The organism is Microbacterium sp. NPDC057407, assembly GCF_042803895.1.
GTDB lineage: Bacteria > Actinomycetota > Actinomycetes > Actinomycetales > Microbacteriaceae > Microbacterium.
Genome location: NZ_JBHVCA010000001.1, coordinates 56,701 through 76,654 on the forward strand (window position 1 = coordinate 56,701; position 19,954 = coordinate 76,654).

Consider the following 19,954-nt stretch of genomic DNA (forward strand, 5'->3'; position numbering starts at 1 on the left):
CGTCGCGGTGACTCAGCGGGTGACGGGGTCGACCGAGTCGAGAAGTCCGAGCTCATCGCGGCGGGCGTACCCGTCCCAGTCTCCGGGTGCGAGGCACGCGAAGGCCCCCGCGCGCACGGCGAGTTCGAGGCAGTCCCGCGGGCCGCGGCCTGTCATCCTCTCGGCGAGGTAGCCCGCGACGAACGCGTCGCCGGCCCCCACGGTGTCGATCACGGGGACCTCGACGGCGGCGCGCTCGAAGAACTCGCCGTCATGCAGAGCGACCGCCCCCTCCGCGCCGCGCTTGATGACGACGGTGTGTGGGCCGAGGTCGGCGAGGCGTGCGGCCAGGGTGCGCGGGTCACCGCTGCCCACGACGACGGATGCCTCGTCCTCGCTCGCGAAGACGATCGAGGCGCGCGCGACGAGGCGCCGGTAGACCGCGGCCGGGTCGCCTTCACGGTGAAGGGAGGGTCGATGATTCACGTCGAAGGAGACCAGCACATCGGACTCGTGCGCCATGTCGATCGCCCGGTCGACCGCCGCGGCCGCCGATTCCGAGAGTGCGGGTGTGATGCCGGTGAGGTGCAGCACGGACGCCTGCGTGATGTCGGACGGGTCGATGTCGTCCGGTGACAGCCGACTGCCGGCGCTGTCCCTGCGCGCGTACTGCACCGCCGATACGCCGGGGAGCCTTTGCTCCTTCACCATGAGACCCGTCCCCGCGCCGGGGTCGACCACCGCGCGCACCGCGACCGATTCGGCGCGCAGCTCGCGAAGCACCTTCCGCCCGGCGGCATCCCGCCCCACCCGGCCGATCCACCGGGCGGTCCCGCCGAGCCGGGAGACACCGATCGCCACGTTGCTCTCTGCTCCTCCCGTCGTGAGGTGGTAGGTGTCGACGAGCTCGCCGGGGCCGATCCCTGACGGCCGGAAGAGACCCATCGTCTCGCCGAGGGTGACCAGTCCGCCGTTTCCCTCCGTCATCGTCCATCTCCCCGAACGCGTGGGGCGGATGCCGCGATCGCCACCGCCTCGCGACTGAGTGCCTCGATCCGGTCGAAGTCCCGGCGTGCGATGAGGGAGCGGGCGACCATCCAGCTTCCGCTCACGGCGGGGACGGCCGGATGCGCAAGATAGTCGCCGAGGTTCGCGGCCGTCACCCCGCCCGACGGGACGAACCCCATGTCGGCGAAAGGAGCCGCCAGCGCCTCGACCGTCGCCAGGCCACCAAGGCGGTCGGCGGGGAAGAACTTGACGGCGTGCAGGCCCAGCCGGCGCGCGTGCTGAACCTCCGTCGCGGTGGCGACGCCGGGAAGCACCGGGATGCCGCGGTCACGCGCTCGCTCGACGATCGCGGGGTCGAGACCGGGGCTCACCACGAACGAAGCACCCGCATCGACCGCGGCATCGCACTGATCGACGTCCAGCACGGTGCCCGCTCCGACGAGGAAGCCGGGCTCGATCTCTGTCGCGACCGCGCGTATGGCTTCGAGCCCGACCGCCGTGCGCAAGGTGATCTCAGCACAGTGGATGCCGCCGCGGATCAGCGCCGCCGCGACCGCGGGTGCGTCCGCGGCGTCGTCGATGACGACGACGGGTATGAGGGGCGACGTCTCCGGCAGACCGATGTTCATCGCCCGAGCCATCCGCCGTCCACGGGCAGCACGATGCCGTTGACATAGTCGGAAGCGCGCGAAGCGAGGAAGACCGTCGCGCCTGCGAGATCCTCGGCTCGCCCCCAGCGCCCTGCCGGGATCCGCTCGAGGATGCTGCGCGAGCGTTCCTCGTCGGCCCGGAGCGCCGCGGTGTTGTCTGTCGCGATGTAGCCCGGCGCGATGGCGTTCACATTCACGCCCCGCGAGGCCCATTCGTTCGCGAGCGCCTTCGTCAGTCCGGCGATGCCCGACTTGGCCGCCGCGTACCCCGGGACGTTGATCCCACCCTGGAAGCTGAGGAGCGACGCGGTGAAGATGATCTTTCCCCGTCCTCGCTCGAGCATGGAAGTGCCGACGGCCTGGCTGAGTGCGAACTGGCTCGAGAGGTTCACCTGAAGCACGCGGTCCCAGGACGCACGTGGGTGTGCGGCGGCGGGGGCACGTTCGATCGTTCCGGCGTTGTTGACGAGAATGTGGGGCTGACGGGCGGCGAGGCGCTTGCCGAGTTCCTCGACCGCCGCCGCGTCGGAGAAGTCGCACGAAACGGCTTCGAACGCCCGCCCGGTGGCTTCCACGGATGCCTGCACGTCACTGCCCGGGGCGAGACTCGCGCTCACGCCGATGATGTCCGCACCCGCTTCCGCGAGGGCCTCGGCCATGGCCCGCCCGATGCCCCGGCTCGCGCCGGTCACGACGGCGGTCGTGCCGGTGAGGTCGAAGACGCCGGAGCTCACGCGGCATCCCCCACCCGTACCAGGACCTTCATGGCGCGGCCGCTCTCGAGGTCGGCGAACGCCTCCTGTGCGCTGTCGAGATCGACGATCCGCGTGATGACGGACTGCGTCGGGATCGCACCCTCCTCGAGGAGCTCGACCGCACGCTCGAAGTCCTCGCGGCGGTAGACGCGCGCTCCGAGGATGCGCAACTCGCGCCAGAAGACGCGCTGCAGGTCGACCTCTCGCGGCTGCGAGTGGATCGCGACCACCACGATCGTTCCCCGGACCTTCGCGAGTCCGGTCGCCCCGGCGACGGCGGCCGCAGCGCCGGACACCTCGAAGACGACATCGGCGCCCGCGCCCTCGGTCCATTCCTCCACCCATGCCGCCTGGTCGGTCGTGCGCGGGTCGATGGTCGCGAAACCGAGTCCGGAGATCTGCGCGCGCCGGCGCTCGTCGACCTCGATCACCGCGACGTCGGCTCCGGAATGACGGGCCACACTTGCGATGAGCACCCCGATGGGGCCACCCCCGATCACGACCACTCGATCGCCGACCACGAGTTCCGAACGGCGCACGTCGTGCACGGCGACGGCCACCGGTTCGACCAGGGCCGCGACATCGAGCGGCATCGATTCCGGCAGCCGCACGAGCGTCGACGCCGGGACGTTCCACCGCTCCTGGAGCGCGCCGGGGGAGTCGATCCCGATGAAGTCGAGGTTCTGGCAGATGTGCTCGTTTCCCGCGCGGCACGCCGGGCACACCCCGTCCCATGCGAGAGGCATCACGGTGACCCGATCTCCGACCTCCCAGCCGTCCGCGTCGGAGCCGACGGCGGTGAGGATGCCGCTCATCTCGTGTCCGAAGACGAGCGGTCTCTCGACCCGGGAGTCCATATCGCCGTGAAAGATATGAAGGTCGGTACCGCACAGTCCGGCGTACGAGACTCCGACCTGTACCTCTCCGGGCCGGGGTGCGGGCGCCTCGGCGTCCGCGACGACAAGGGTCCGCGGCGCGGTGTACTGCAGTGTACGCATGACTCTCCAATGGGTATGACGTCATATGAATTCTACCCGCGCAGCGGTCGCGAAGAAAGATTGCTAATAGATCACATGTATGATCTACTAGCCGAGGCAGTCGTCACCCGGCGACCGGTCGTCAACGACGTCGACAAGATAGGACGCGAAATGGCTTCACAGCGCCGCCGCTTCTCTCGCCTCGCTCGATCACTCACGCTCGCCACATCCGTGGTCGCGGTGGTCGCGCTCACCGCCTGCTCCGGCGGAACGAGCGGAGGAGGGGGCACCACCGAACTCGGCTTCACTCCGGCAGAGCAGGATCCGGACAGCGCGATCACCGTCTGGGTGGACGCCTCCCGTGAGCCCGCGGTGGAGGCCTTCCGCGCCGCCCACCCCGACATCGAAGTCAACGTCGAGACATACGACGGGAACGCGAGCGGCTCGGCCAGCCTGCAGACGAGGATCGCTCTGTTCGACCAGGCCGGCGAAGGGTGGCCTGACGTCGTCTTCTCCACGCAGAACAACGATGCGTCGTGGGCGTCCCGCGAGAATGCGGGCGTTCAGCCCTTCGCCGCACCGGTGAACAAAGGCTGGTTCGACCAAGAGTTCCTCGATGGATTCACGCCCGGCTCGCTCGATCCTCTGACCGTCGACGGCACCGTCTACGGCCTGCGCAACGACCTCGCGCAGTCCGTGTTCTGGTACGACCAATCGCTGTTCGACGAGTTCGGGTACGAGATCCCCACCACGTGGGAGGAGTACCGCGACCTCAGCGACACGCTCGCGGAGGAGCATCCGGGATACATCCTCGGCTCTGTGGGAGACGCCTTCCTCGGCATGATGGTCTACTACTGGGGTGCCCAGGCGCCGGTCTTCCAGGTCGAGGGCGACACGTTCAGCAGCGACTTCGAGGCGGAGAACTCGCAGAAGATGACCGAGCTCATCGATCACATGGTCGCCAACGGAACCCTTGCGACCGACAGCGTCTTCGGCGCCGACTTCGTGCAGAAGTACACGGGCAAGGTGCTCGGAATGCCGGGCCCGGTCTGGTTCACGGGCGCGATCTTCCAGAACCCCGACAGCCTCAACGTCCCGGCCGGCCAGCTCGGCGCCGGCACGCCGCTGCACTGGGAGGGCGAGGAGATCGGCACCGGCAACGTCGGTGGCGGCACGTGGCTCGCATCGAGCCACTCCCGCAACCTCGACGCCACGAAGACCTTCATGGAGTTCGTAACGAGCTCCGACGAGTATCAGGTCGAACTCGCGCCCGGCTATCCCGCCTACCAGGCGGCCGCGGAGAAATGGATCGCCAACCAAGCGAGCGACGGCTACTTCGTCGGGGACTTCGAGCAGACCGTCGTCGACGCGGCCGGTCAGGTGTGGAGCGGATGGGGATACCCGAGCTTCAGCGCGGAGACGGCCTACTCGAAGATCGTCCTCCCGGCCCTCGCCGCCGGCGAGACCGTCGAGTCCGTGGTGCCCGAGTGGCAGCAGGAGATGGAGAACGAAGCCCAGGTCCAGGGCTACACCGTCGACTGATCCCCTCATCAAGAGAAGGAACCTCTCATCGCTACTCCCACGATGGCGCCTCCCGCCGTCGGCCCTGACGAGGGTCGGCGGCGGGACGTGGCGCGCGCCCGCACTCCCCGTCGCGGTCAGGCCGCGATGGGATACGTCTTCAGCAGCGGCTACACCGTGCTGCTCATCCTCTTCGGAGTCCTCCCCACCCTCTACGCGATCTTCCTCGCGTTCACCGACTCGGGCGCCTTCGTCGGCTTCGACAACTTCGTCAAGGTGTTCCAGGACTACCGGTTCTGGCCGGCCGTCCAGCACGTCGCGATCTACGTCGTGATCTGGCTGACGCTGCAGACGGTCTTCGTCGTGCTCCTCGCGTTGGTCGTGCACTCGCTCGGCCAGCGGTGGCTCTCGGCATCCACCCGCTTCGTCTACTACATCCCCGGGGCGCTCGCCGGCGCTTCGAGCGTGATGCTGTGGCTGTTCCTGCTCGACCCGTCCGTCAGCCCCGTCTCGTTCGTCCTGCGGGCGTTCGGCTTCGAGACCTTCGTGCAGACCGTGTCGATCGAGAACCTGCCCGTGATCTTCACGGTCATCGCCTTCTGGACGGGCGCCGGCGGCTGGATCGTCATCATGTACGGCGCGCTCAACAACATCAGTCCGGAGGTGATCGAGGCGGCGCGTGTCGACGGCGCCAACGCCGTCCAGACCGCGTGGCGCATCCAACTCCCGCTCATGCGGAAGTGGATCTCGTACATGGGCATCATGACGCTCGCCGCCGGAACCCAGCTCTTCGTCGAGCCTCGCGTGTTGTCGCAGGCGAGCAAGGGCGTCGTTCCGGCCGACTATTCGCTCAACCAGCTGGCGTACCTCTACGCGTTCCGGCAGAACGACTTCAGCGGCTCGGCCGCGATCTCGCTCCTCCTGCTCGTCGTCGCACTCGGGCTGGCCGCATTCTTCGTCTTCCGTGGAGGTCTCTTTGAACGCGAATAGCCTCGCGGTGCGTCCGGCCGCTCGCTCCTCGGCGATGACTCCGCGCCGCTGGGTCACCCGCGCGCTGGTCGTCGTCCTCCTCGCCTTCTTCGTGGTGTTCTTCGCCCTGCCGCTCGTGTGGCTGCTTCTCGCGCCGACGAAGTCGCCGCTGGCGCTCCTGACCGACAACCCGTTCTCGTTCGGCTCGCTCGGCACGCTGGCCGAGAACTTCCAGGCCCTCTCCGAGTTTCAGAACGGCATCGTCTGGACCTGGCTCGCCAACGCCGCCTTCTACACCGGCGCCGCGCTCGTGCTGACTCTGGTCGTCAGCATCCCCGCCGGATATGCGCTCGCACTCGTCGACTTCAAGCTGCGTCGCACACTGCTGATCGTGACGCTCGTCGTCATGCTGATCCCGAACACAGCGCTGGTGCTGCCGATCTTCCTCGAGCTGAGTGCGGTGCGCCTCATCGGCAACCCGCTCGCGGTGATCCTGCCGTTCTCCTTCTTCCCGTTCGGGGTGTACCTCGCTTACATCTACTTCTCGACCAGCGTATCGCGCGACCTGCTCGACGCGGCCCGCATCGACGGCGCGAGCGAGTTCCGCGTGTTCTGGGGCGTCGCGATGCCACTGGCAGCGCCCGTGATCGCCCTGGTCGGCTTCTTCAACTTCGTCGGCAACTGGAACAACTACTTCCTGCCGTTCGTGATGGTCCCCGGTCGACGGGCGCCGATCCAGGTGGGATTGGCGGAGTTGCTCTCGAACGTGCCGCTCTTCAACCCGACGTCCGCGGGATCGGTGACGATTGAGCTTCCGACCCTCGCTCTCGCCACGATCGTGTCGGTCGCCCCGGTGCTGATCATCTTCCTGTTCTCGCAGCGGTTCCTCGTCGAGGGCATGACGGCCGGGGGCACGAAGGGATGAGCGCCCGGCGATTCGCAATGGTCTGCCGGATGCGCCCCGAGAAGCGTGCGGAGTATCTCGGGTTGCACAGCGCCGTGTGGCCGGGCGTCGAAGCGACGATCACGGAGTGCGGCATCCGCAACTTCACGATCTTCGTCATCGACGACGTGCTGTTCGGCTACTACGAGTACGTCGGTGACGACTACGAGGCCGACCAGCGCAAGATGGCTGCCGACCCCGTGACGCAGGAGTGGTGGTCGCGCACGGCGCCCTGCCAGATCCCCTTCACCGACGACGCAGACGTCCCCAACTGGCAACCGCTCGCCGAGGCCTGGCACCTCGACTGAGGACGTGCGTCAGGGCTTGCGCTGCGTCGGGAGTCGACGTCGCTGCCACGAGTCGATGATGTGCGCGCGCATGGCGGCCTGCGCAGCCTCGGCGTCGCCGGCGGCGATCGCCTCGTACACGCGCCGATGCTCTTCCAGCGTGAGGGCGTGGGCGTCCGCGGACTGGTGGCCGGTGAAGCGACTGCTGCTGCGGGCCCGCTGGAAGAGGATCTTGGTGATGTTGCTCGCCAGCTGGTTGCCCGACAGGGTCATGACGAGGAAATGGAAGTCGACGTCCGCCTGGGGGAAGACGTCGGGATCGTCGACGTGCTGCTCCATCGCAGCGAGCGCTTCGCGTACGAGAGCGAGCTCGGCTTCGGAGCGCCGCCGGGCGGTCTCGGCCGACATCTCTCCCTCGAGCGAACCTCGGATGATCGCCAGGTCGTCGAGCACTCCGAGGGCGTCGTCGTTCTCGAGCATGACCGACAGCACGACAGGATCGAGGATGTTCCACGACGTGGTGGGTTGCACCGTGGTGCCGCGGCCCGGTGCGACGGTGATGAGGCCCTTCTCCTCGACACGCTTGACGGACTCGCGGATGACGGTGCGGCTGACACCGAAGTGCTGAGCAAGCTTCTCTTCGGGCGGGAGGGTCTGCCCCGGCTCGACTTCGCCGTTGACGATCGCTGTCACGAGGTCGTGCACGACCGCGACGCCGAGGCGCGCGGGTGGAGTCCGTCGGGCTGCATCGCCGAAGACTGCCGACGCATCGCCGGGAGTTGCGGGGAGGGAGCTCATGCCGTCAGCCTAGCCGCGCGGCATCCGTCTGAGTGAAGACGGTCACGAGACGTCTTCGCGGCGATCGGTTCCCGTGACGAGCCGCAGACCGGCGCGGGCGGGCCGGACGTGCGGGCCTTCCGCGAGCAGCCAGCTGGCGGAAGTCTGATTGTGGAGGATCGCCGACTCGTCGACCGTCACCCCGTGACCGGGGGTGTCGCCGAGCACGATCCCGCCGTCGGCGATGTGCTGGTCGATCGTCAGACCGAACGGGCTGCCGAGGTCCTGGACCTCGGCGGAAAGATGATTGGGGACGGATGCCGCGGCGTGCGCGACTGCCTGGTTCGCGGTGAGTCCGACCGGGCTTATGGGGAGGTCTCGGGAGTGCGCGACGGTCGACACGCGGAGGAAGTGCGTGACCCCCCACGTGCAGCCCACCTGGACGATGTCGACGCCTCCGGCATCCAGGAGCGGGCGGAACTGCTCGAGCCCGGAAAGGTTCTCGCCGGTCGCGACGGCGGCCTTGACCGCGTTCGAGAGTCGCCGGTGGCCGGCTGCGTCCCAGCGGCGGAGCGGTTCCTCGATCCAGGCGAGGTCGATCTCGCGCTCGACGGCGGACACGTAGCGGACGGCCTGCTTGAGGTTCCACGACTCGTTCGCGTCGAGCATGAGCGCCGGCGTCCGCGTGTTGCGAGCGAGCGCATCGTGAAGGATGCCCAGGCGGCGCACGTCGGTCTCGACGTCCAGGCCGCCCTTGAGCTTTCCGCTCGTGAACCCACGGTCGGCCATGCTCGCGTAGAAGGCCTCGAGCTTCTCGTCGTCGAGCGCGATGTCGAGGCCGGACGCGTACCCGTCGATGAACCGGTCGCGGGCTCCCAGCAGGCGCCAGAGCGGCTCGCCCGCGATCTTCGCCTTGAGGTCCCAGAGCGCCATGTCGAGGGTGCCGATGGCCCCGAACATCGACCCGTTGTGCCCCGCCTTGAACACCCGCGCGAGCATGCGGTCGTACAGCGCGGTCACGGCCCGGGGGTCCTCGCCTTCGAGGGCGGGGAACAGCTGCTCGATGTACTGGTCGGAGCCCGTCCCGATCCCCTCGATGCCTTCGTCGGTCTCCAGGATGACGACGGAGACGTCTGTGACGCCGTTCTTCAGAAAGCCGTTCGCGTCACCGACAGGGCGCCCCCAGTCTCGGAACGTGCGCACGCATCGGTAGCCGGTGATCTTCATGTCGTCCTTGATCGTGGAGGGGCTCGATAAATCAGCATACATCACATGTTCCGTGACGCAGAAGATCAGAACAACATACATCATATGGATAGACTCGCTACGACACACGGGAGGAGCCCGCGAATGCACACTCGTCGCACGGGCCGCGCGCCGGCCACGACCGAGATCGGTCTCGGAGCCGCCCAGCTGGGCAACCTGTATCGCGAGGTGGACGACGACGCGGCGACGGCGACTGTCGACGCGGCATGGGATGCCGGCATCCGGTACTTCGACACCGCCCCCCACTACGGCCTCGGGCTTTCCGAGACCCGGCTCGGCGCGGCGCTCTCGACGCGTCCTCGCGATGATTACGTGCTGTCGACGAAGGTGGGGCGGCTTCTCGTCGAGGACCCGGGCGGCCGCGCGATGGCGGACGACGATGGATTCGCGGTGACCACCACTTTGCGCCGGCGTTGGGACTTCAGTCGCGACGGCATCCTCCGATCGGTGGAGAGCAGCCTTCAGAGGCTGCAGACCGACCGGCTGGACATCGCGTATCTCCACGACCCTGACGAGCACTGGGATGCCGCGTCGACGACGGGCATCGAAGCCCTCGTCGAGTTGCGGGATCAGGGTGTGATCACTGCCATCGGCGCCGGAATGAACCAGTCGGCGATGCTCACCGAATTCGTGCGGCGGTGCGACGTGGACATCACGATGGTCGCCGGCCGCTACACGCTCCTGGACCAGTCGGCGGCCGACGACCTGCTCCCGATCGCCGCAGACCGCGGGGTGGCCGTCGTGGCCGCAGCGATCTACAACTCCGGGTTGCTCAGCGCCGACCGCCCGCGCGAGGGCGCACGCTACGACTACTCGGACGCGCCCGCCGACCTCGTCGCCCGAGCGCATGCGATCGCGGACGTCTGCGAGCGGCACGGGACGACACTCCCCGCCGCCGCGATCGCCTACCCGCTGCGCAGCAGCGTCGTCACGTCCGTCGTGATCGGCATGCGCGGACCCGGGCAGGTCGCATCGACGCTCGAACGATACGGAGCGGCTCCGCCCGACGCGCTCTGGGCGGACCTCGAGGCACGGCATCTCTTGGAGCGCTGAGCTCGACCGCCCGCCGGAGCGCGCGAGCACAGTTGCGTCATGTCACTTTCTGTCATCATGTCGTTCATCTCGCCGACGCTCAATGTGGTCGTGCTGGTCCCGGTGACGGCGTCACTCTGAGGTGAGCGCGGACGGATGCTCCGGCTCGTGTGAACGCGGCATTTTGCGACGCACAAGATCGAGGAGACCGCGCGTCCGCTGGACGGTTTAGTGCTAAACTCAGGGCATGCGAGCCCAAGCCACCTACGCGACGATGATGCGATTCATCCATGCCGTGGCGCAGGCGGGCGCGGCCGAGCTCCGGGAGTTCGACCTCACGCCGGCCCAGTTCCAGCTGCTCGTGCAGGTTCGTCGGCGGCCCGGGGTCGCCCAGTGGCAGCTCGTCGAGACGTTCGGGGTGACGAAAGGCAACGTCAGTCAGCTCGTCAAGCGGCTCGAAGAGGCGGGGCTGCTCGTTCGCACCCGCGTGAAGGGATCGGACGAGCTCTCGCTGACCTCCGAGGGGGAGGCGCTCCTCCAGCGGGCCATGCCGGCGCACGACGAGTTCATGGACCGCCAGTTCGCCGCTCTCGACCGCGATGAGCTCGACACACTCCTCCGGCTGCTCGGCAAGCTCGCTCCCCGCTGAGCCGTCCCCCAGCCCCGTTCGACCTTGGTCCAATGGTTTAGCCCTAAACAGAAACGGAGACATCATGACCGACACCTCCCTTCCCCGCACTCGCCGCCGCCTCCCGTGGCGTCGCGTGCTTCTCGCGATCCTCATCGCCGTCGTGCTCAACGTGGCGATCGCGGCGATCGCGGCCGCCGCGCTCGGCGCTGCGGACTTCCTCGCCCTGCAACCCGGGCCGGTGGCGACCGTCACCATCGCGACGATGCTCGTGGGGACGGCGGTGTACGCCGTCCTCGCCCGGCTGACCGCGCGGGCCGCGCGCTGGTTCACCGTCATCGCGCTCGGCGTCGCGATCGTCAGCCTGATCGCGCCCATCTCTCTCGCTCTCGACGGGTCCGGCAGCTTCCCCGGCAGCTCGCCGGCCGCCGCGCTCGCTCTGATCCCGCTCCACCTGATCCCCGCCGTCGCTCTCGTGGCGGCCGTCACCCGCACCCCCAAGGAGGCGCGCTCATGAACACCCTCATCGGCAAGAAGGCCGTCGTCACCGGCGGCACGGACGGCATCGGCGCGGCGACCGCGATGGAGCTTCGCCGACGCGGTGCAGACGTAACGATCGTCGGTCGCTCCACAGCGAAGGCGGATGACATCGTCCGGCGCGCCGCCGAGCTCGCCGAGCCCGGCAGTCTGCGGGCGATCACGGCCGACCTCAGCCTCATGCGCACCGTCCGCGAGGTCGGTCAGCGGCTGGCTCGTGAGCTCGGCACCGTCGACCTGCTGCTGAACGCGGTCGGGATCCTCATCACCCGCACGGCCCACACCGCCGAAGGGATCGAACTGGACTTCGCGGTGGGCTATCTCTCGCGCTTCGTCCTCCTCGAGACCCTGGCCGCCGGCGGCGCGCTGAGCCCTGACACCCGAGTGGTGACGATTGCGGCGTCCAGCCGGGAGGTGCCGAAGTTCGCCCGCATGGAGTTCGACGACCTCGCCGCCGTCGAAGCGCGCACCGGAATGACCAGCCACGGGCAGGCGCAGCTCGCCAACGACCTCCTGACCGCACAGGCTGCCGCGCGCTACGGCGTGACGGCGGTGGGCTACGGACCGGGGGCGGTGGACACCAGCATCCGTCGTGAAGTTCCGGGGATCGTGCGCACCCTGATGAAGCCGTTCTTCGCCCGCACGACTCGACGTGCCGACGACGTCGGCCGCCAGATCGCCGACATCTTCGCCGATTCGACCCTCGAGCGGGGTGCCACCGCCTACTTCGACCGCGACGGACGCTTCGCCACTGCCGCGTTCATCGCCGACGAGAAGCGCCAAGCCGACCTTCTCACGGCCAGCATCGCGCTGTCGGAGAAGGCTCTCGCCCGGAACTGAGCAGTGGCGAGTATCGAAAGTATGTTCTATCCTCGGTCCTATGACGGCGCCAGCGATCGAACATGAAGCAACTGTATGGATGGTCAACGACGTTCCGGCGCGAATGTTCTACGCCGGTCAGCGCTGGCGAGTCACCGATACCCCGACGCGGTTGCGCGAGTCGATCTGGGCGGCCCTCGAAACCCTGCACGGCCTCTACGGCTGGCGTTTCCAGGCGACCAACGAGCGGGGCGAGTCCTTCGTCTTCGACGTGTTCCGCGCCGAGAACGACTGGCACGTCCACCGCGCGTATACGTGACCTCGTCCCCCTGCGGCCAAGAGAGGTCGTCCGCTAGTCTGCGCAGATGAGCGACGTCGACGCCGCGAGCGGTTACCCAGGCCTCCCAGGACGCACCGTCGTCGTCACGGGGGCGGCCGGAGGGCAGGGTGCGGCCGAGGCGATCCTTCTCGACTCTCTCGGCGCGCGTGTCGTCGCCACCGATCTCGGCTCCGACCGGCCCGCCGTCTACGAGGGCACCCACGTGACGTACCGCCCTCTCGACGTCAGCAATGAAGACCACTGGACCGCGCTCGCGGCCGACCTCGCGCAGACCCTGGGCGGCGAGCCGCTCAAAGGGCTCGTGAACAATGCCGGCATCACGCACCGGGCGCGTCTGGGGCAGACGGCCCGGGCCGACTGGGACCGCGTGTTCGCCGTCAACGTAACCGGCGCGATGCTCGGCATCCAGGCGCTCGCGCCGCTCATGGCGCGCGGCTCCTCGATCGTGAACGTCGGCTCGGCGGCCGGTCTCACCGCTCACTACACCGCCGCCTACACCTCGTCGAAGTGGGCGCTGCGGGGGCTGACGCACGTCGCGGCCACGGAGTACGGCCCGCGCGGCATCCGGGCCAACATCGTGCACCCGGGTTTCATCGAGACCCCGATGACGGATGCCGCACCCCAGGCCATGCGCGAAGCCCAGCTCGCACTCACCCCGCTCGAGCGGATGGGCCACCCCGGCGAGGTCTCCTCCGTCGTCGCCTTCCTGCTGTCGGATGCCGCAGCCTACGTTTCGGGCGCGGAGATCCCGATCGACGGAGCCTTCACGTCGTCGTCCGGCGTCAAGTACATGGCGGACCGCATTGCCGCCGGCACGCCCTCAGCGGTTCGCCCTTCTCTCGAGGGATGATGCGCTCAGAGTCCGATGTGTCGAGGATCGTCGGGCGAATGGGTGAGTTCTCCCTGCGCCGATTGGCTGCTTCCGACCTCGAGGCGCTGACGGCGGCATATCGCCGCAATCGCGACGCGCTCGCGGAGTGGGAACCTCTTCGCGACGAGGTCTTCTTCACCGACGTCGGCCAGGAGGAGGCGCTTCGGCGCCGAATGGAGGCGAGCGATGCAGGGATCGCGGCTCCCTACGTGATCCTTCGGGAGAGCGCGATCGTCGGTCTCTTCAATATCGGCGCCATCGAGAGGGGGGCGTTCTCGAACGGGCGGCTCGGCTACTGGGTCGACGACGAGCAACGCGGCCGCGGTCTCGCCACCTGGGCCATCGGCGCGCTGGTCGACGAGGCTCGTACCCGGCTCAGCCTGCATCGACTCGAAGCCGCGACCCTCCTTCACAACGTGCCATCTCAGCGGGCCCTGAGGTCGAACGGTTTCGAAGAGATCGGGCATGCGCGCGCATACCTCCAGATCGCCGGCCGCTGGCAGGACCACATCCTCTTCCAGCGCATCCTCTGATACCCCGGGCCCTTTCGCCGAGCGGATGATCGACGGCGTCCTCGACCGTGCATCCATCGATGCAGTCGGGCGGACGTCAGGATGCATCATCCGCCCGACGCGGCCACCAGCCCGTCCTTCGTACCGTCGGGGTCATGGACTTTCCCGCACTCGCCGGCGCCGTGTCAGCGGTGCTGTTCGCAGTGGCCAACCTGCCGATGTTGGTCAAGGCGCTGCATACGCGAGACGTCCACTCCTACAGCCGTTCCGCGCTCGCACTGACGATGGTCGGGAACGTGCTGTACACGCCCTACGTCCTGACCCTGCCTCCGGGCCCGATCTGGGCGATGCACGGGTTCTACATCCTCTCGACCGGCGTGATCCTCGTGCTCTCGATGGCTCCTTCCAGGCGCGGGCGGGACGGCGCTACCATGAGCCATGCTTCCGAGCGGCGCGGTTGAGGGTCCGCGTCGCATGTATGAAGAGCGAGCGTGGAGCGACGCGGTGGACGGTTTCGTCGCCGCGGACCAGCGCGCACCCCTCGACGGAGACGACCTCGTGCTTCTCGCCCGGGCAGCATGGTGGCTCAGCGATCTGGTGCAGACCCTCGACGCGCTCGAGCGGGCGTACTCGCGCCTGCCCGCCGCGGCCCGCGACGATGGGACCGGCCGGATCGGCGTCGCGCTCACCCTCGCGCTGCTTCACATGGTGCGCGGCGACCTGACGAGCGGAGCGGCGTGGATGCGTCGCGCCTCCCGCGAGCTGGACGCCTCTCCGCCGGGTCCCCTGCATGCGCGGCTCCTCTATCTCGAGGCGAGCATGGGTCTCGACGAGAGCGGAGAAGCATGGTCGGCCGACAGTGTCGAGCGCATGCGCGTGCTGGCGGGCGCTTCCGCGGACCCGTCGGTCGCTGCCTTCGCAGCCGTCGCCGAAGGCATGGCCGCCGTGCGGGAAGGCCGCGTGGCGGTCGGATTCGACCGCCTCGACGAGGCGATGCTGTGCGTCCTCGCCGGGGATGTCGAGCCGGAGTGGGCGAGCGACATCCTGTGCACCGTGATCCACACGTGCCACGAGCTCGCCGACTATCAGCGCATGGCCGACTGGACGCGGGCGACCGAGTCGTGGAGCCGCAGGCACAGCAGCGACGGCGTTCTCATCGGAGTCTGCCGTGTGCACCGGCTGGAGCTGCGCTGCGCGCGAGGGGAGTGGGATGCCGCGGAGCAGTCGCTCGCGGCGGTGTGCACCGATATCGCCGCGGTGAACACGTGGGTCACGGCGGAGGGGTGGTACCAGTACGGGGAGCTTCGACGGCTCCGCGGCGACGCGGACGGCGCCCTCGACGCATACGGAGAGGCGCGGAGGGCGGGCATCGAACCGCTCCCCGGCGAGGCGCTCCTCGCGCTCGACGCGGGAGACCGGGCGCGGGCCTGGAACCTCCTCGCCGACAGCCTCGCCGCCCGCGATCGGCTGTCACGCGCACGACTTCTTCGGCCTGCGGTCGAGGTGGCCATCGCGACCGACCGTCTCGAGCAGGCCGCCGCGCTCGCTGCGGAGCTCGCGGATTCCGCAGCCGAGTACGGAACGCCAGGGCTGCGCGCATGGTCCGAGCACGCCAAGGGAATGGTCGCCCTGGCGCGAGGTGATGCGGATGCTGCGGGGGCAGGGTTTCTCGAAGCCGACAGGCTCTTCCGGCACCTCGGCCTCCGCTGGGATCGGGCTCGTGTGCGCGCCTGGCGCGCGGCGGCCCACGATCTGGACGGCGATGCCGACGCCGCCGACCACTGCCGCGCCGAGGCCGAGGCGCTCTTCCTCGACCTCGGCGCCGTCCCCGCGCTGCAGGTCGTGCTGCCCGACCGTGCTGCGCCGGGTCCGCTCACCGCGAGGGAGCGCGAGATCCTCGAGCTGGTGGCGGACGGTGCGACGAATCGGGATGCCGCGGCCCGCCTCTTCATCAGCGAGAAGACCGTCAGCCGCCATCTCGCGAACATCTATCTGAAGATCGGCGTCGGCTCGCGGACCGCCGCGGCGGCGTGGCTGCGGGCCGAACGCGCGCGCCGCTGACTGCAGTGAATCGTGCAGACGGCGGTGGAAGAACTGCACATTTCCGTCGACGCGGCGCGGAGGCATCCGTCTCCACACTGGTCGGAGACCACCACCTCGAAAGGCTCCATCATGACCGCTCTCACTGACACGACCGCTTCGACCGGCACCGATCCCGGCCCCTTCGCCGAGCGGATGATCGACGGCGTCCTCGGCTGGATGCAGACGATGTCGATCCACCTCGGACTCGAACTCGGCTGGTACAAGGCGCTCGCCGAGACGCCTCGCACCGCAGCGGAACTGGCCGAGGCGACCGGAAGCTCGGCTCGCTACGCCCGCGAGTGGCTCGAGCAGCAGGCCGCGTACGACATCCTCGTCGTCGATGACGCCGACGCACCGCGCGATGACCGTCGCTTCCGGCTTCCCGCCGACCGCGCCGAGGTGCTGCTCGACGGACGCAGTCTGGCGTTCGCCGGACCCCTCGCCACGATGGCCGCCGCCTCCGCGGCCCAGCTTCCAGCCATCGTCGAGGCGTACCGGACGGGCGGTGGTGTGAGCTGGGAGCAGCTCGGCGAACTCGCCCGCACCTCGCAGGCCGACATCAACCGGCCCTGGTTCGCCACGCTCCCCGACGCGCTGGCGGACGTTCCCGAGATCCACGCGCTGCTGAGTCGACCCGGTGCTCGGTTGGCCGACGTCGGCACGGGCGGAGGGTGGTCGGCGATCGCTCTGGCGTCCGCATACCCGCAGCTCGAGGTCGTCGGCATCGACATCGACGGACCGTCGATCGACATGGCGCGCCATCATGCGGCGGAAGCGGGCGTCGACGACCGCGTGAGCTTCGTGCACGACGACGCCGCCAACCTGGCCCACTACGGCACCTTCGACGCGGCGATCGCCCTCGAATGCGTGCACGACATGCCGTACCCGGTGGCCGTGCTCGGCGCGATGCGGGCCGCCGTCCGTGCGGACGGGGCCGTGCTCGTCCTCGACGAGGCCGTGGGCGACCGTTTCACCCCGAACGCCGACGACATCGAACGGCTCATGTACGGGTACAGCCTCTTCGTGTGCCTCCCCGACTCGATGTCGCACCCGGGGAGCGTCGCCACGGGCACCGTGATCCGGCCGTCGATCCTCGCGGGGTACGCGCGCGAAGCCGGCTTCGACGGCATCGAGACGGTTCTCGACGAGTTCGGGTTCTGGCGGCTCTACCGGCTTCGTTGAGCCGGGATTCCGCGCGACGATGACATTCCGTTCCGGTTGTCGCCTTGTCGGGTGCTCAGAGTCCGCGTTGTGAGACCTGCCTGAACCGCAGGTACCGTGGCAGACGATGAGACGATACGGACCGTTGCACAGTACGGCAGAAGGGGTGCTGCTGGGTGATCCCGGAAGAAATCACATCCTCTTCGCTCCCGCGGAGATCCAGCACCGCGATCGAGCCGCGGTGAGCCGGCGATTTGCCTGGGATGACGTAGAGCGGGTCCGTATCGACGTGCCTACGACGCGGTTTCGTTTTCCCGGAGCGGTGGCGGCCATCGGCTCGGCGATCTTAGTAGCCATCGTCCAGGACGACCCGAACCTTGGGCCTGCACCAGGGGTTGCTCGAGTCTGCACAGCCGAAGCGGAGGTGGCGCTGCCATTGGACCGTCATCACTTCGGCGGATATTGGTCGCCGACGGTTCTCGGTGCTCAGCGCATGGTCGATCGACTCATCGAGAAGCCCGATAGTCGCGAACTTCTGCATCACCCCGAATCGCTCTTGCGTGCTGTCGTAGGAGCTGCCCGCAACGGAAGCTAGGGCGGGCCGGCCGGCGCCAGCCCGCCCTACTGGTGCGGTGTCAGCTGCCCGACAGCCTTCTGATCTTTCTCTCGAGCTTCCTCTTCTCGCGATGCAACGCCCACCAACTTGACGTATTGCGGAGCTGAATCTTTCCGAGCTCCTCAAGGCTCGGGAGTCCCTCGTCCATCAACCGCGCCTGCAGTTTCGCTTCATCCGCTTCGCCTCGCGCTTCAACGATCGCGTGCGCCCGTCGCACTGTCTCGGACGCGAGCGGGTGTGCGGCGATCTGCGCATCGACCGCTTCGAGCCGCTTCTGCAAGCTCGCCAGGTCGTGTCGTCCGAACATCGTCACCGGCCCAGTACACAACGGAGAGCGCCGTAGCCGAAAGCAGCCGCAAGGGCGCCAGGGCTCCCCGCGCTCGCAATCCGAGCAATCTGAGGTCCATTCAGGCCGATGCCGATTAGGCATCGCACCACCCATGGGGCGAGCCAAAACGGGTCTGCGACGACGGGATACGCAACCGTCTCGCTGGTGTGATCAACGTGCTGGATAAGAGTGGAACCCGCCACTTCGTAACGAGTGGGCACCGGGTCACCTTTCGCGTCAACCGCCCACGCATCGGCGACGACCACCGCTACAGTCCCGTCGGCATCAGTGACTACTGCGCCGCCGTCGATGAGTTTCAAGCTCTGGTCGGGCTCCAGGGACAGGTCATACTCGAAGGACGTCGGCGCCGCCGAATCAACGATGGTCGAGAGCATCTGAACCCCGATGTCGCTCACGATGATGGCGTTGCTGACGTCCTCCGCGGGGTAAACGATGGTGCCGTCCGCAAGCGTCGAGGCATTCTCGGCCTCGTCCGCGGCGGGCAACCCGATCGTCAGCTCCGAGCCGTCTGGTGCTGCCAGAGTCACACCGGAGTCGGGTCTTGCGGGCACCTCGACGGTGCCACCGCCCAGTTCCGTCGCACCGACACCGCTGTCATCCGACGGAGCCGCAATCAGTGACCCATCAACGCCCGCAAGCGCTTCAGCCACGACTGGCGCGGTGACGACATCCGGCTCTCCTGCCTGTGCCACCGTCGGTGTCGCTGACAAGGCCGCCACGCACAGTGCCACCGTTGTCGCCATCGCGGCCCCACGTCTCACACTCTTCGGCTCGGTCATGCTCTTCCCTTCTGTCGAGCGGTTCGAGCCACTAGCGTCGCTTCAGGTGCCGTTTCGATCTACAAACCGGACTTTCTGGACTTCGGGGGGACGGCCACCTCATCGCCACGCGGCGTTCTACCCCGTCGATTCAGGGCGGGGCTCGACCTCAGCCGAGTGCGCGTTCAGAACGTCGACGAGGCGTTGATCCAACCCCAGCAGGCAGACCGCCCGCATAACCGTGCTGAGCTTCGGGTCGGGAAGGGCAGCATACGGCCCGCACGCGCGTTCCAGGCTCCGGTATGTCGGGAGGGAACACCCCAATCGGTGGGCCATCTCTTCTTGCGAGAGCCGACGCTCTCGGCGGTACGCCCGTAGCCGATCGGCGATCAATTCGATGACGCGCGCAGGCAATGGTCAACTCCGAAAGCTCAAGCGAAAAATCCATCTTCGCTGTTGCCGCTCGAGACCGATATGTGCCGACATATTGAAATGATAAGCAACACTCGCGCGGCTGACCGTGGTCAGGGCAAGTAGGAGCCGAACGAGCAGCTCGGCACCAGCGATCGGTCTAGACAGAGAGGAAAACTCGCTCTGTCTCAACCGTTGTGCGCCTCAGCGCCCGAGTTTCGGCGCCTCGCGCTCGAGCCACGCTGCGACGATCTCGCTGCGACGGTCGACGTCTCCGGAGGGGAACGCGAGCCCGCGGGTCGGTGTGGAAGCCCCGAGCTCGACAAGCAGCGGGCGGAGGGTGTGCTCGACGGCGAGGGCGTGGCCGGGTCCACCGATCGTGAGCACGGGGATGGCGGTGACGCCGGCGAGGCCCTCGGCGCCGTAGCGATCGAGGAACGCCTTCAGCAGCCCGGTGTAGGTCGCCTTGTACGTCGGGCTGGCGACCACGAGCACGTCCGCCGCGGCGACGCGGGCGACGAGCTGGTCCACGCGCTCGTCCGGAAACCGGAAGAGCGCGTCGGCGACGTCGGCGAGATCGATGGTCTCCTCGACGTCCGCCCCGAGCAGCTCAGCGACCTGGCGGGCCACCTCTTCCGCGACGAGGCGGGTGCGCGACGCCGGCTGCGGATTCCCGACGAGGACGACGATCGAAGGCATGCGGCAT

The 19,954-nt window shown here is 68.2% G+C and carries 24 protein-coding genes; 14 read left to right on the plus strand and 10 right to left on the minus strand.

Annotated elements, in window-relative coordinates:
* Positions 1 to 12: 12 nt before the first annotated feature.
* From ACFUTX_RS00300 to ACFUTX_RS00315, 4 genes are read right to left on the minus strand one after another with little or no spacing between them, the layout of a single operon-like run.
* The gene (locus tag ACFUTX_RS00300; protein ID WP_378860203.1) at positions 13 to 966 is read right to left on the minus strand and encodes a sugar kinase; all 954 of its coding nucleotides are present in this window, start codon (positions 964 to 966) and stop codon (positions 13 to 15) included.
* A complete protein-coding gene (locus ACFUTX_RS00305) occupies positions 963 to 1,616 on the minus strand; it encodes a bifunctional 4-hydroxy-2-oxoglutarate aldolase/2-dehydro-3-deoxy-phosphogluconate aldolase (protein ID WP_378860204.1) in 654 nt (217 codons plus the stop codon). The genes ACFUTX_RS00300 and ACFUTX_RS00305 overlap by 4 nt, the downstream gene beginning before the upstream one ends.
* Positions 1,613 to 2,371: an SDR family oxidoreductase gene (locus ACFUTX_RS00310; protein ID WP_378860205.1), complete on the minus strand. Its 759-nt coding sequence runs from the start codon at positions 2,369 to 2,371 to the stop codon at positions 1,613 to 1,615. Before ACFUTX_RS00310 ends, ACFUTX_RS00305 begins: the two co-directional genes overlap by 4 nt.
* Positions 2,368 to 3,390 (minus strand): zinc-binding dehydrogenase, encoded by a 1,023-nt coding sequence (locus tag ACFUTX_RS00315; protein WP_378860206.1) that lies wholly within the window; start codon positions 3,388 to 3,390, stop codon positions 2,368 to 2,370. Before ACFUTX_RS00315 ends, ACFUTX_RS00310 begins: the two co-directional genes overlap by 4 nt.
* 150 nt (positions 3,391 to 3,540) lie before the next feature.
* On the opposite strand from ACFUTX_RS00315, the gene ACFUTX_RS00320 reads away from it, so the two are divergent.
* The 4 genes from ACFUTX_RS00320 to ACFUTX_RS00335 are packed head-to-tail and all read left to right on the plus strand — an operon-like array spanning position 3,541 to position 7,110.
* Entirely contained in the window at positions 3,541 to 4,911 is a 1,371-nt protein-coding gene (locus ACFUTX_RS00320; protein WP_378860207.1) for an ABC transporter substrate-binding protein, read from the plus strand.
* A gap of 42 nt (positions 4,912 to 4,953) precedes the next feature.
* Positions 4,954 to 5,880: a carbohydrate ABC transporter permease gene (locus ACFUTX_RS00325; protein WP_378860208.1), complete on the plus strand. Its 927-nt coding sequence runs from the start codon at positions 4,954 to 4,956 to the stop codon at positions 5,878 to 5,880.
* Positions 5,867 to 6,784, plus strand: a complete 918-nt coding sequence (locus ACFUTX_RS00330; RefSeq protein WP_378860209.1) for a carbohydrate ABC transporter permease — start codon at positions 5,867 to 5,869, stop codon at positions 6,782 to 6,784. Before ACFUTX_RS00325 ends, ACFUTX_RS00330 begins: the two co-directional genes overlap by 14 nt.
* 17 nt (positions 6,785 to 6,801) lie before the next feature.
* On the plus strand, positions 6,802 to 7,110 hold the full coding sequence (locus ACFUTX_RS00335) for an L-rhamnose mutarotase (RefSeq protein WP_378861031.1): 309 nt from the start codon (positions 6,802 to 6,804) through the stop codon (positions 7,108 to 7,110).
* Between the two features lie 9 nt (positions 7,111 to 7,119).
* Here the strand turns inward: ACFUTX_RS00335 and ACFUTX_RS00340 are convergent, their stop codons facing one another.
* Complete coding sequence (locus tag ACFUTX_RS00340; RefSeq protein WP_378860210.1) at positions 7,120 to 7,887, minus strand: FadR/GntR family transcriptional regulator; 768 nt, start codon at positions 7,885 to 7,887, stop codon at positions 7,120 to 7,122.
* 42 nt (positions 7,888 to 7,929) lie between these two features.
* The gene (locus ACFUTX_RS00345) at positions 7,930 to 9,093 is read right to left on the minus strand and encodes a mandelate racemase/muconate lactonizing enzyme family protein (protein ID WP_378860211.1); all 1,164 of its coding nucleotides are present in this window, start codon (positions 9,091 to 9,093) and stop codon (positions 7,930 to 7,932) included.
* Positions 9,094 to 9,216: 123 nt separating this feature from the next.
* Between ACFUTX_RS00345 and ACFUTX_RS00350 the strand changes: the two genes are divergently transcribed.
* From ACFUTX_RS00350 to ACFUTX_RS00395, 10 genes are all read left to right on the plus strand, one after another.
* Positions 9,217 to 10,185 carry an aldo/keto reductase gene (locus ACFUTX_RS00350; protein WP_378860212.1) on the plus strand — a complete coding sequence of 323 codons (969 nt, stop codon included), beginning with the start codon at positions 9,217 to 9,219 and terminating at the stop codon, positions 10,183 to 10,185.
* 226 nt (positions 10,186 to 10,411) lie between these two features.
* Positions 10,412 to 10,813 carry a MarR family winged helix-turn-helix transcriptional regulator gene (locus ACFUTX_RS00355; RefSeq protein WP_378860213.1) on the plus strand — a complete coding sequence of 134 codons (402 nt, stop codon included), beginning with the start codon at positions 10,412 to 10,414 and terminating at the stop codon, positions 10,811 to 10,813.
* Between the two features lie 64 nt (positions 10,814 to 10,877).
* The gene (locus ACFUTX_RS00360; protein WP_378860214.1) at positions 10,878 to 11,309 is read left to right on the plus strand and encodes a DUF6069 family protein; all 432 of its coding nucleotides are present in this window, start codon (positions 10,878 to 10,880) and stop codon (positions 11,307 to 11,309) included.
* Positions 11,306 to 12,169, plus strand: coding sequence for an SDR family NAD(P)-dependent oxidoreductase (locus ACFUTX_RS00365; RefSeq protein ID WP_378860215.1), 864 nt, complete (start codon positions 11,306 to 11,308; stop codon positions 12,167 to 12,169). The genes ACFUTX_RS00360 and ACFUTX_RS00365 overlap by 4 nt, the downstream gene beginning before the upstream one ends.
* A gap of 79 nt (positions 12,170 to 12,248) precedes the next feature.
* The gene (locus tag ACFUTX_RS00370; RefSeq protein ID WP_378860216.1) at positions 12,249 to 12,467 is read left to right on the plus strand and encodes a hypothetical protein; all 219 of its coding nucleotides are present in this window, start codon (positions 12,249 to 12,251) and stop codon (positions 12,465 to 12,467) included.
* A gap of 46 nt (positions 12,468 to 12,513) precedes the next feature.
* Positions 12,514 to 13,338 (plus strand): SDR family NAD(P)-dependent oxidoreductase, encoded by an 825-nt coding sequence (locus ACFUTX_RS00375; RefSeq protein ID WP_378860217.1) that lies wholly within the window; start codon positions 12,514 to 12,516, stop codon positions 13,336 to 13,338.
* Between the two features lie 38 nt (positions 13,339 to 13,376).
* Positions 13,377 to 13,892 (plus strand): GNAT family N-acetyltransferase, encoded by a 516-nt coding sequence (locus tag ACFUTX_RS00380; RefSeq protein WP_378860218.1) that lies wholly within the window; start codon positions 13,377 to 13,379, stop codon positions 13,890 to 13,892.
* 134 nt (positions 13,893 to 14,026) lie between these two features.
* Complete coding sequence (locus ACFUTX_RS00385) at positions 14,027 to 14,332, plus strand: hypothetical protein (protein WP_378860219.1); 306 nt, start codon at positions 14,027 to 14,029, stop codon at positions 14,330 to 14,332.
* Positions 14,333 to 14,345: 13 nt separating this feature from the next.
* Entirely contained in the window at positions 14,346 to 15,932 is a 1,587-nt protein-coding gene (locus ACFUTX_RS00390) for a LuxR C-terminal-related transcriptional regulator (RefSeq protein ID WP_378860220.1), read from the plus strand.
* A 111-nt stretch (positions 15,933 to 16,043) separates the two neighbouring features.
* A complete protein-coding gene (locus ACFUTX_RS00395; protein ID WP_378860221.1) occupies positions 16,044 to 17,135 on the plus strand; it encodes a methyltransferase domain-containing protein in 1,092 nt (363 codons plus the stop codon).
* A gap of 614 nt (positions 17,136 to 17,749) precedes the next feature.
* On the opposite strand, the gene ACFUTX_RS00400 is transcribed toward ACFUTX_RS00395, so the two are convergent.
* From ACFUTX_RS00400 to ACFUTX_RS00415, 4 genes are all read right to left on the minus strand, one after another.
* Entirely contained in the window at positions 17,750 to 18,037 is a 288-nt protein-coding gene (locus tag ACFUTX_RS00400; protein WP_378861032.1) for a hypothetical protein, read from the minus strand.
* 2 nt (positions 18,038 to 18,039) lie between these two features.
* Positions 18,040 to 18,858, minus strand: a complete 819-nt coding sequence (locus tag ACFUTX_RS00405) for a hypothetical protein (RefSeq protein ID WP_378860222.1) — start codon at positions 18,856 to 18,858, stop codon at positions 18,040 to 18,042.
* A gap of 117 nt (positions 18,859 to 18,975) precedes the next feature.
* Positions 18,976 to 19,251 carry a helix-turn-helix domain-containing protein gene (locus tag ACFUTX_RS00410; protein WP_378860223.1) on the minus strand — a complete coding sequence of 92 codons (276 nt, stop codon included), beginning with the start codon at positions 19,249 to 19,251 and terminating at the stop codon, positions 18,976 to 18,978.
* Positions 19,252 to 19,452: 201 nt separating this feature from the next.
* Positions 19,453 to 19,947 (minus strand): NADPH-dependent FMN reductase, encoded by a 495-nt coding sequence (locus tag ACFUTX_RS00415; protein ID WP_378860224.1) that lies wholly within the window; start codon positions 19,945 to 19,947, stop codon positions 19,453 to 19,455.
* Positions 19,948 to 19,954: the final 7 nt, after the last annotated feature.

Coding starts and splice junctions, on each gene's coding strand:
- ACFUTX_RS00385 (WP_378860219.1), top strand. CDS start 14,027: ATGGACTTTCCCGCACTCGCCGGCGCCGTGTCAGCGGTGCTGTTCGCA.
- ACFUTX_RS00300 (WP_378860203.1), bottom strand. CDS start 966: ATGACGGAGGGAAACGGCGGACTGGTCACCCTCGGCGAGACGATGGGT.
- ACFUTX_RS00390 (WP_378860220.1), top strand. CDS start 14,346: ATGTATGAAGAGCGAGCGTGGAGCGACGCGGTGGACGGTTTCGTCGCC.
- ACFUTX_RS00345 (WP_378860211.1), bottom strand. CDS start 9,093: ATGAAGATCACCGGCTACCGATGCGTGCGCACGTTCCGAGACTGGGGG.
- ACFUTX_RS00360 (WP_378860214.1), top strand. CDS start 10,878: ATGACCGACACCTCCCTTCCCCGCACTCGCCGCCGCCTCCCGTGGCGT.
- ACFUTX_RS00355 (WP_378860213.1), top strand. CDS start 10,412: ATGCGAGCCCAAGCCACCTACGCGACGATGATGCGATTCATCCATGCC.
- ACFUTX_RS00365 (WP_378860215.1), top strand. CDS start 11,306: ATGAACACCCTCATCGGCAAGAAGGCCGTCGTCACCGGCGGCACGGAC.
- ACFUTX_RS00315 (WP_378860206.1), bottom strand. CDS start 3,390: ATGCGTACACTGCAGTACACCGCGCCGCGGACCCTTGTCGTCGCGGAC.
- ACFUTX_RS00340 (WP_378860210.1), bottom strand. CDS start 7,887: ATGAGCTCCCTCCCCGCAACTCCCGGCGATGCGTCGGCAGTCTTCGGC.
- ACFUTX_RS00375 (WP_378860217.1), top strand. CDS start 12,514: ATGAGCGACGTCGACGCCGCGAGCGGTTACCCAGGCCTCCCAGGACGC.
- ACFUTX_RS00405 (WP_378860222.1), bottom strand. CDS start 18,858: ATGACCGAGCCGAAGAGTGTGAGACGTGGGGCCGCGATGGCGACAACG.
- ACFUTX_RS00395 (WP_378860221.1), top strand. CDS start 16,044: ATGACCGCTCTCACTGACACGACCGCTTCGACCGGCACCGATCCCGGC.
- ACFUTX_RS00400 (WP_378861032.1), bottom strand. CDS start 18,037: ATGTTCGGACGACACGACCTGGCGAGCTTGCAGAAGCGGCTCGAAGCG.
- ACFUTX_RS00350 (WP_378860212.1), top strand. CDS start 9,217: ATGCACACTCGTCGCACGGGCCGCGCGCCGGCCACGACCGAGATCGGT.
- ACFUTX_RS00415 (WP_378860224.1), bottom strand. CDS start 19,947: ATGCCTTCGATCGTCGTCCTCGTCGGGAATCCGCAGCCGGCGTCGCGC.
- ACFUTX_RS00380 (WP_378860218.1), top strand. CDS start 13,377: ATGGGTGAGTTCTCCCTGCGCCGATTGGCTGCTTCCGACCTCGAGGCG.
- ACFUTX_RS00305 (WP_378860204.1), bottom strand. CDS start 1,616: ATGAACATCGGTCTGCCGGAGACGTCGCCCCTCATACCCGTCGTCGTC.
- ACFUTX_RS00335 (WP_378861031.1), top strand. CDS start 6,802: ATGGTCTGCCGGATGCGCCCCGAGAAGCGTGCGGAGTATCTCGGGTTG.
- ACFUTX_RS00325 (WP_378860208.1), top strand. CDS start 4,954: ATGGCGCCTCCCGCCGTCGGCCCTGACGAGGGTCGGCGGCGGGACGTG.
- ACFUTX_RS00370 (WP_378860216.1), top strand. CDS start 12,249: ATGGTCAACGACGTTCCGGCGCGAATGTTCTACGCCGGTCAGCGCTGG.
- ACFUTX_RS00320 (WP_378860207.1), top strand. CDS start 3,541: ATGGCTTCACAGCGCCGCCGCTTCTCTCGCCTCGCTCGATCACTCACG.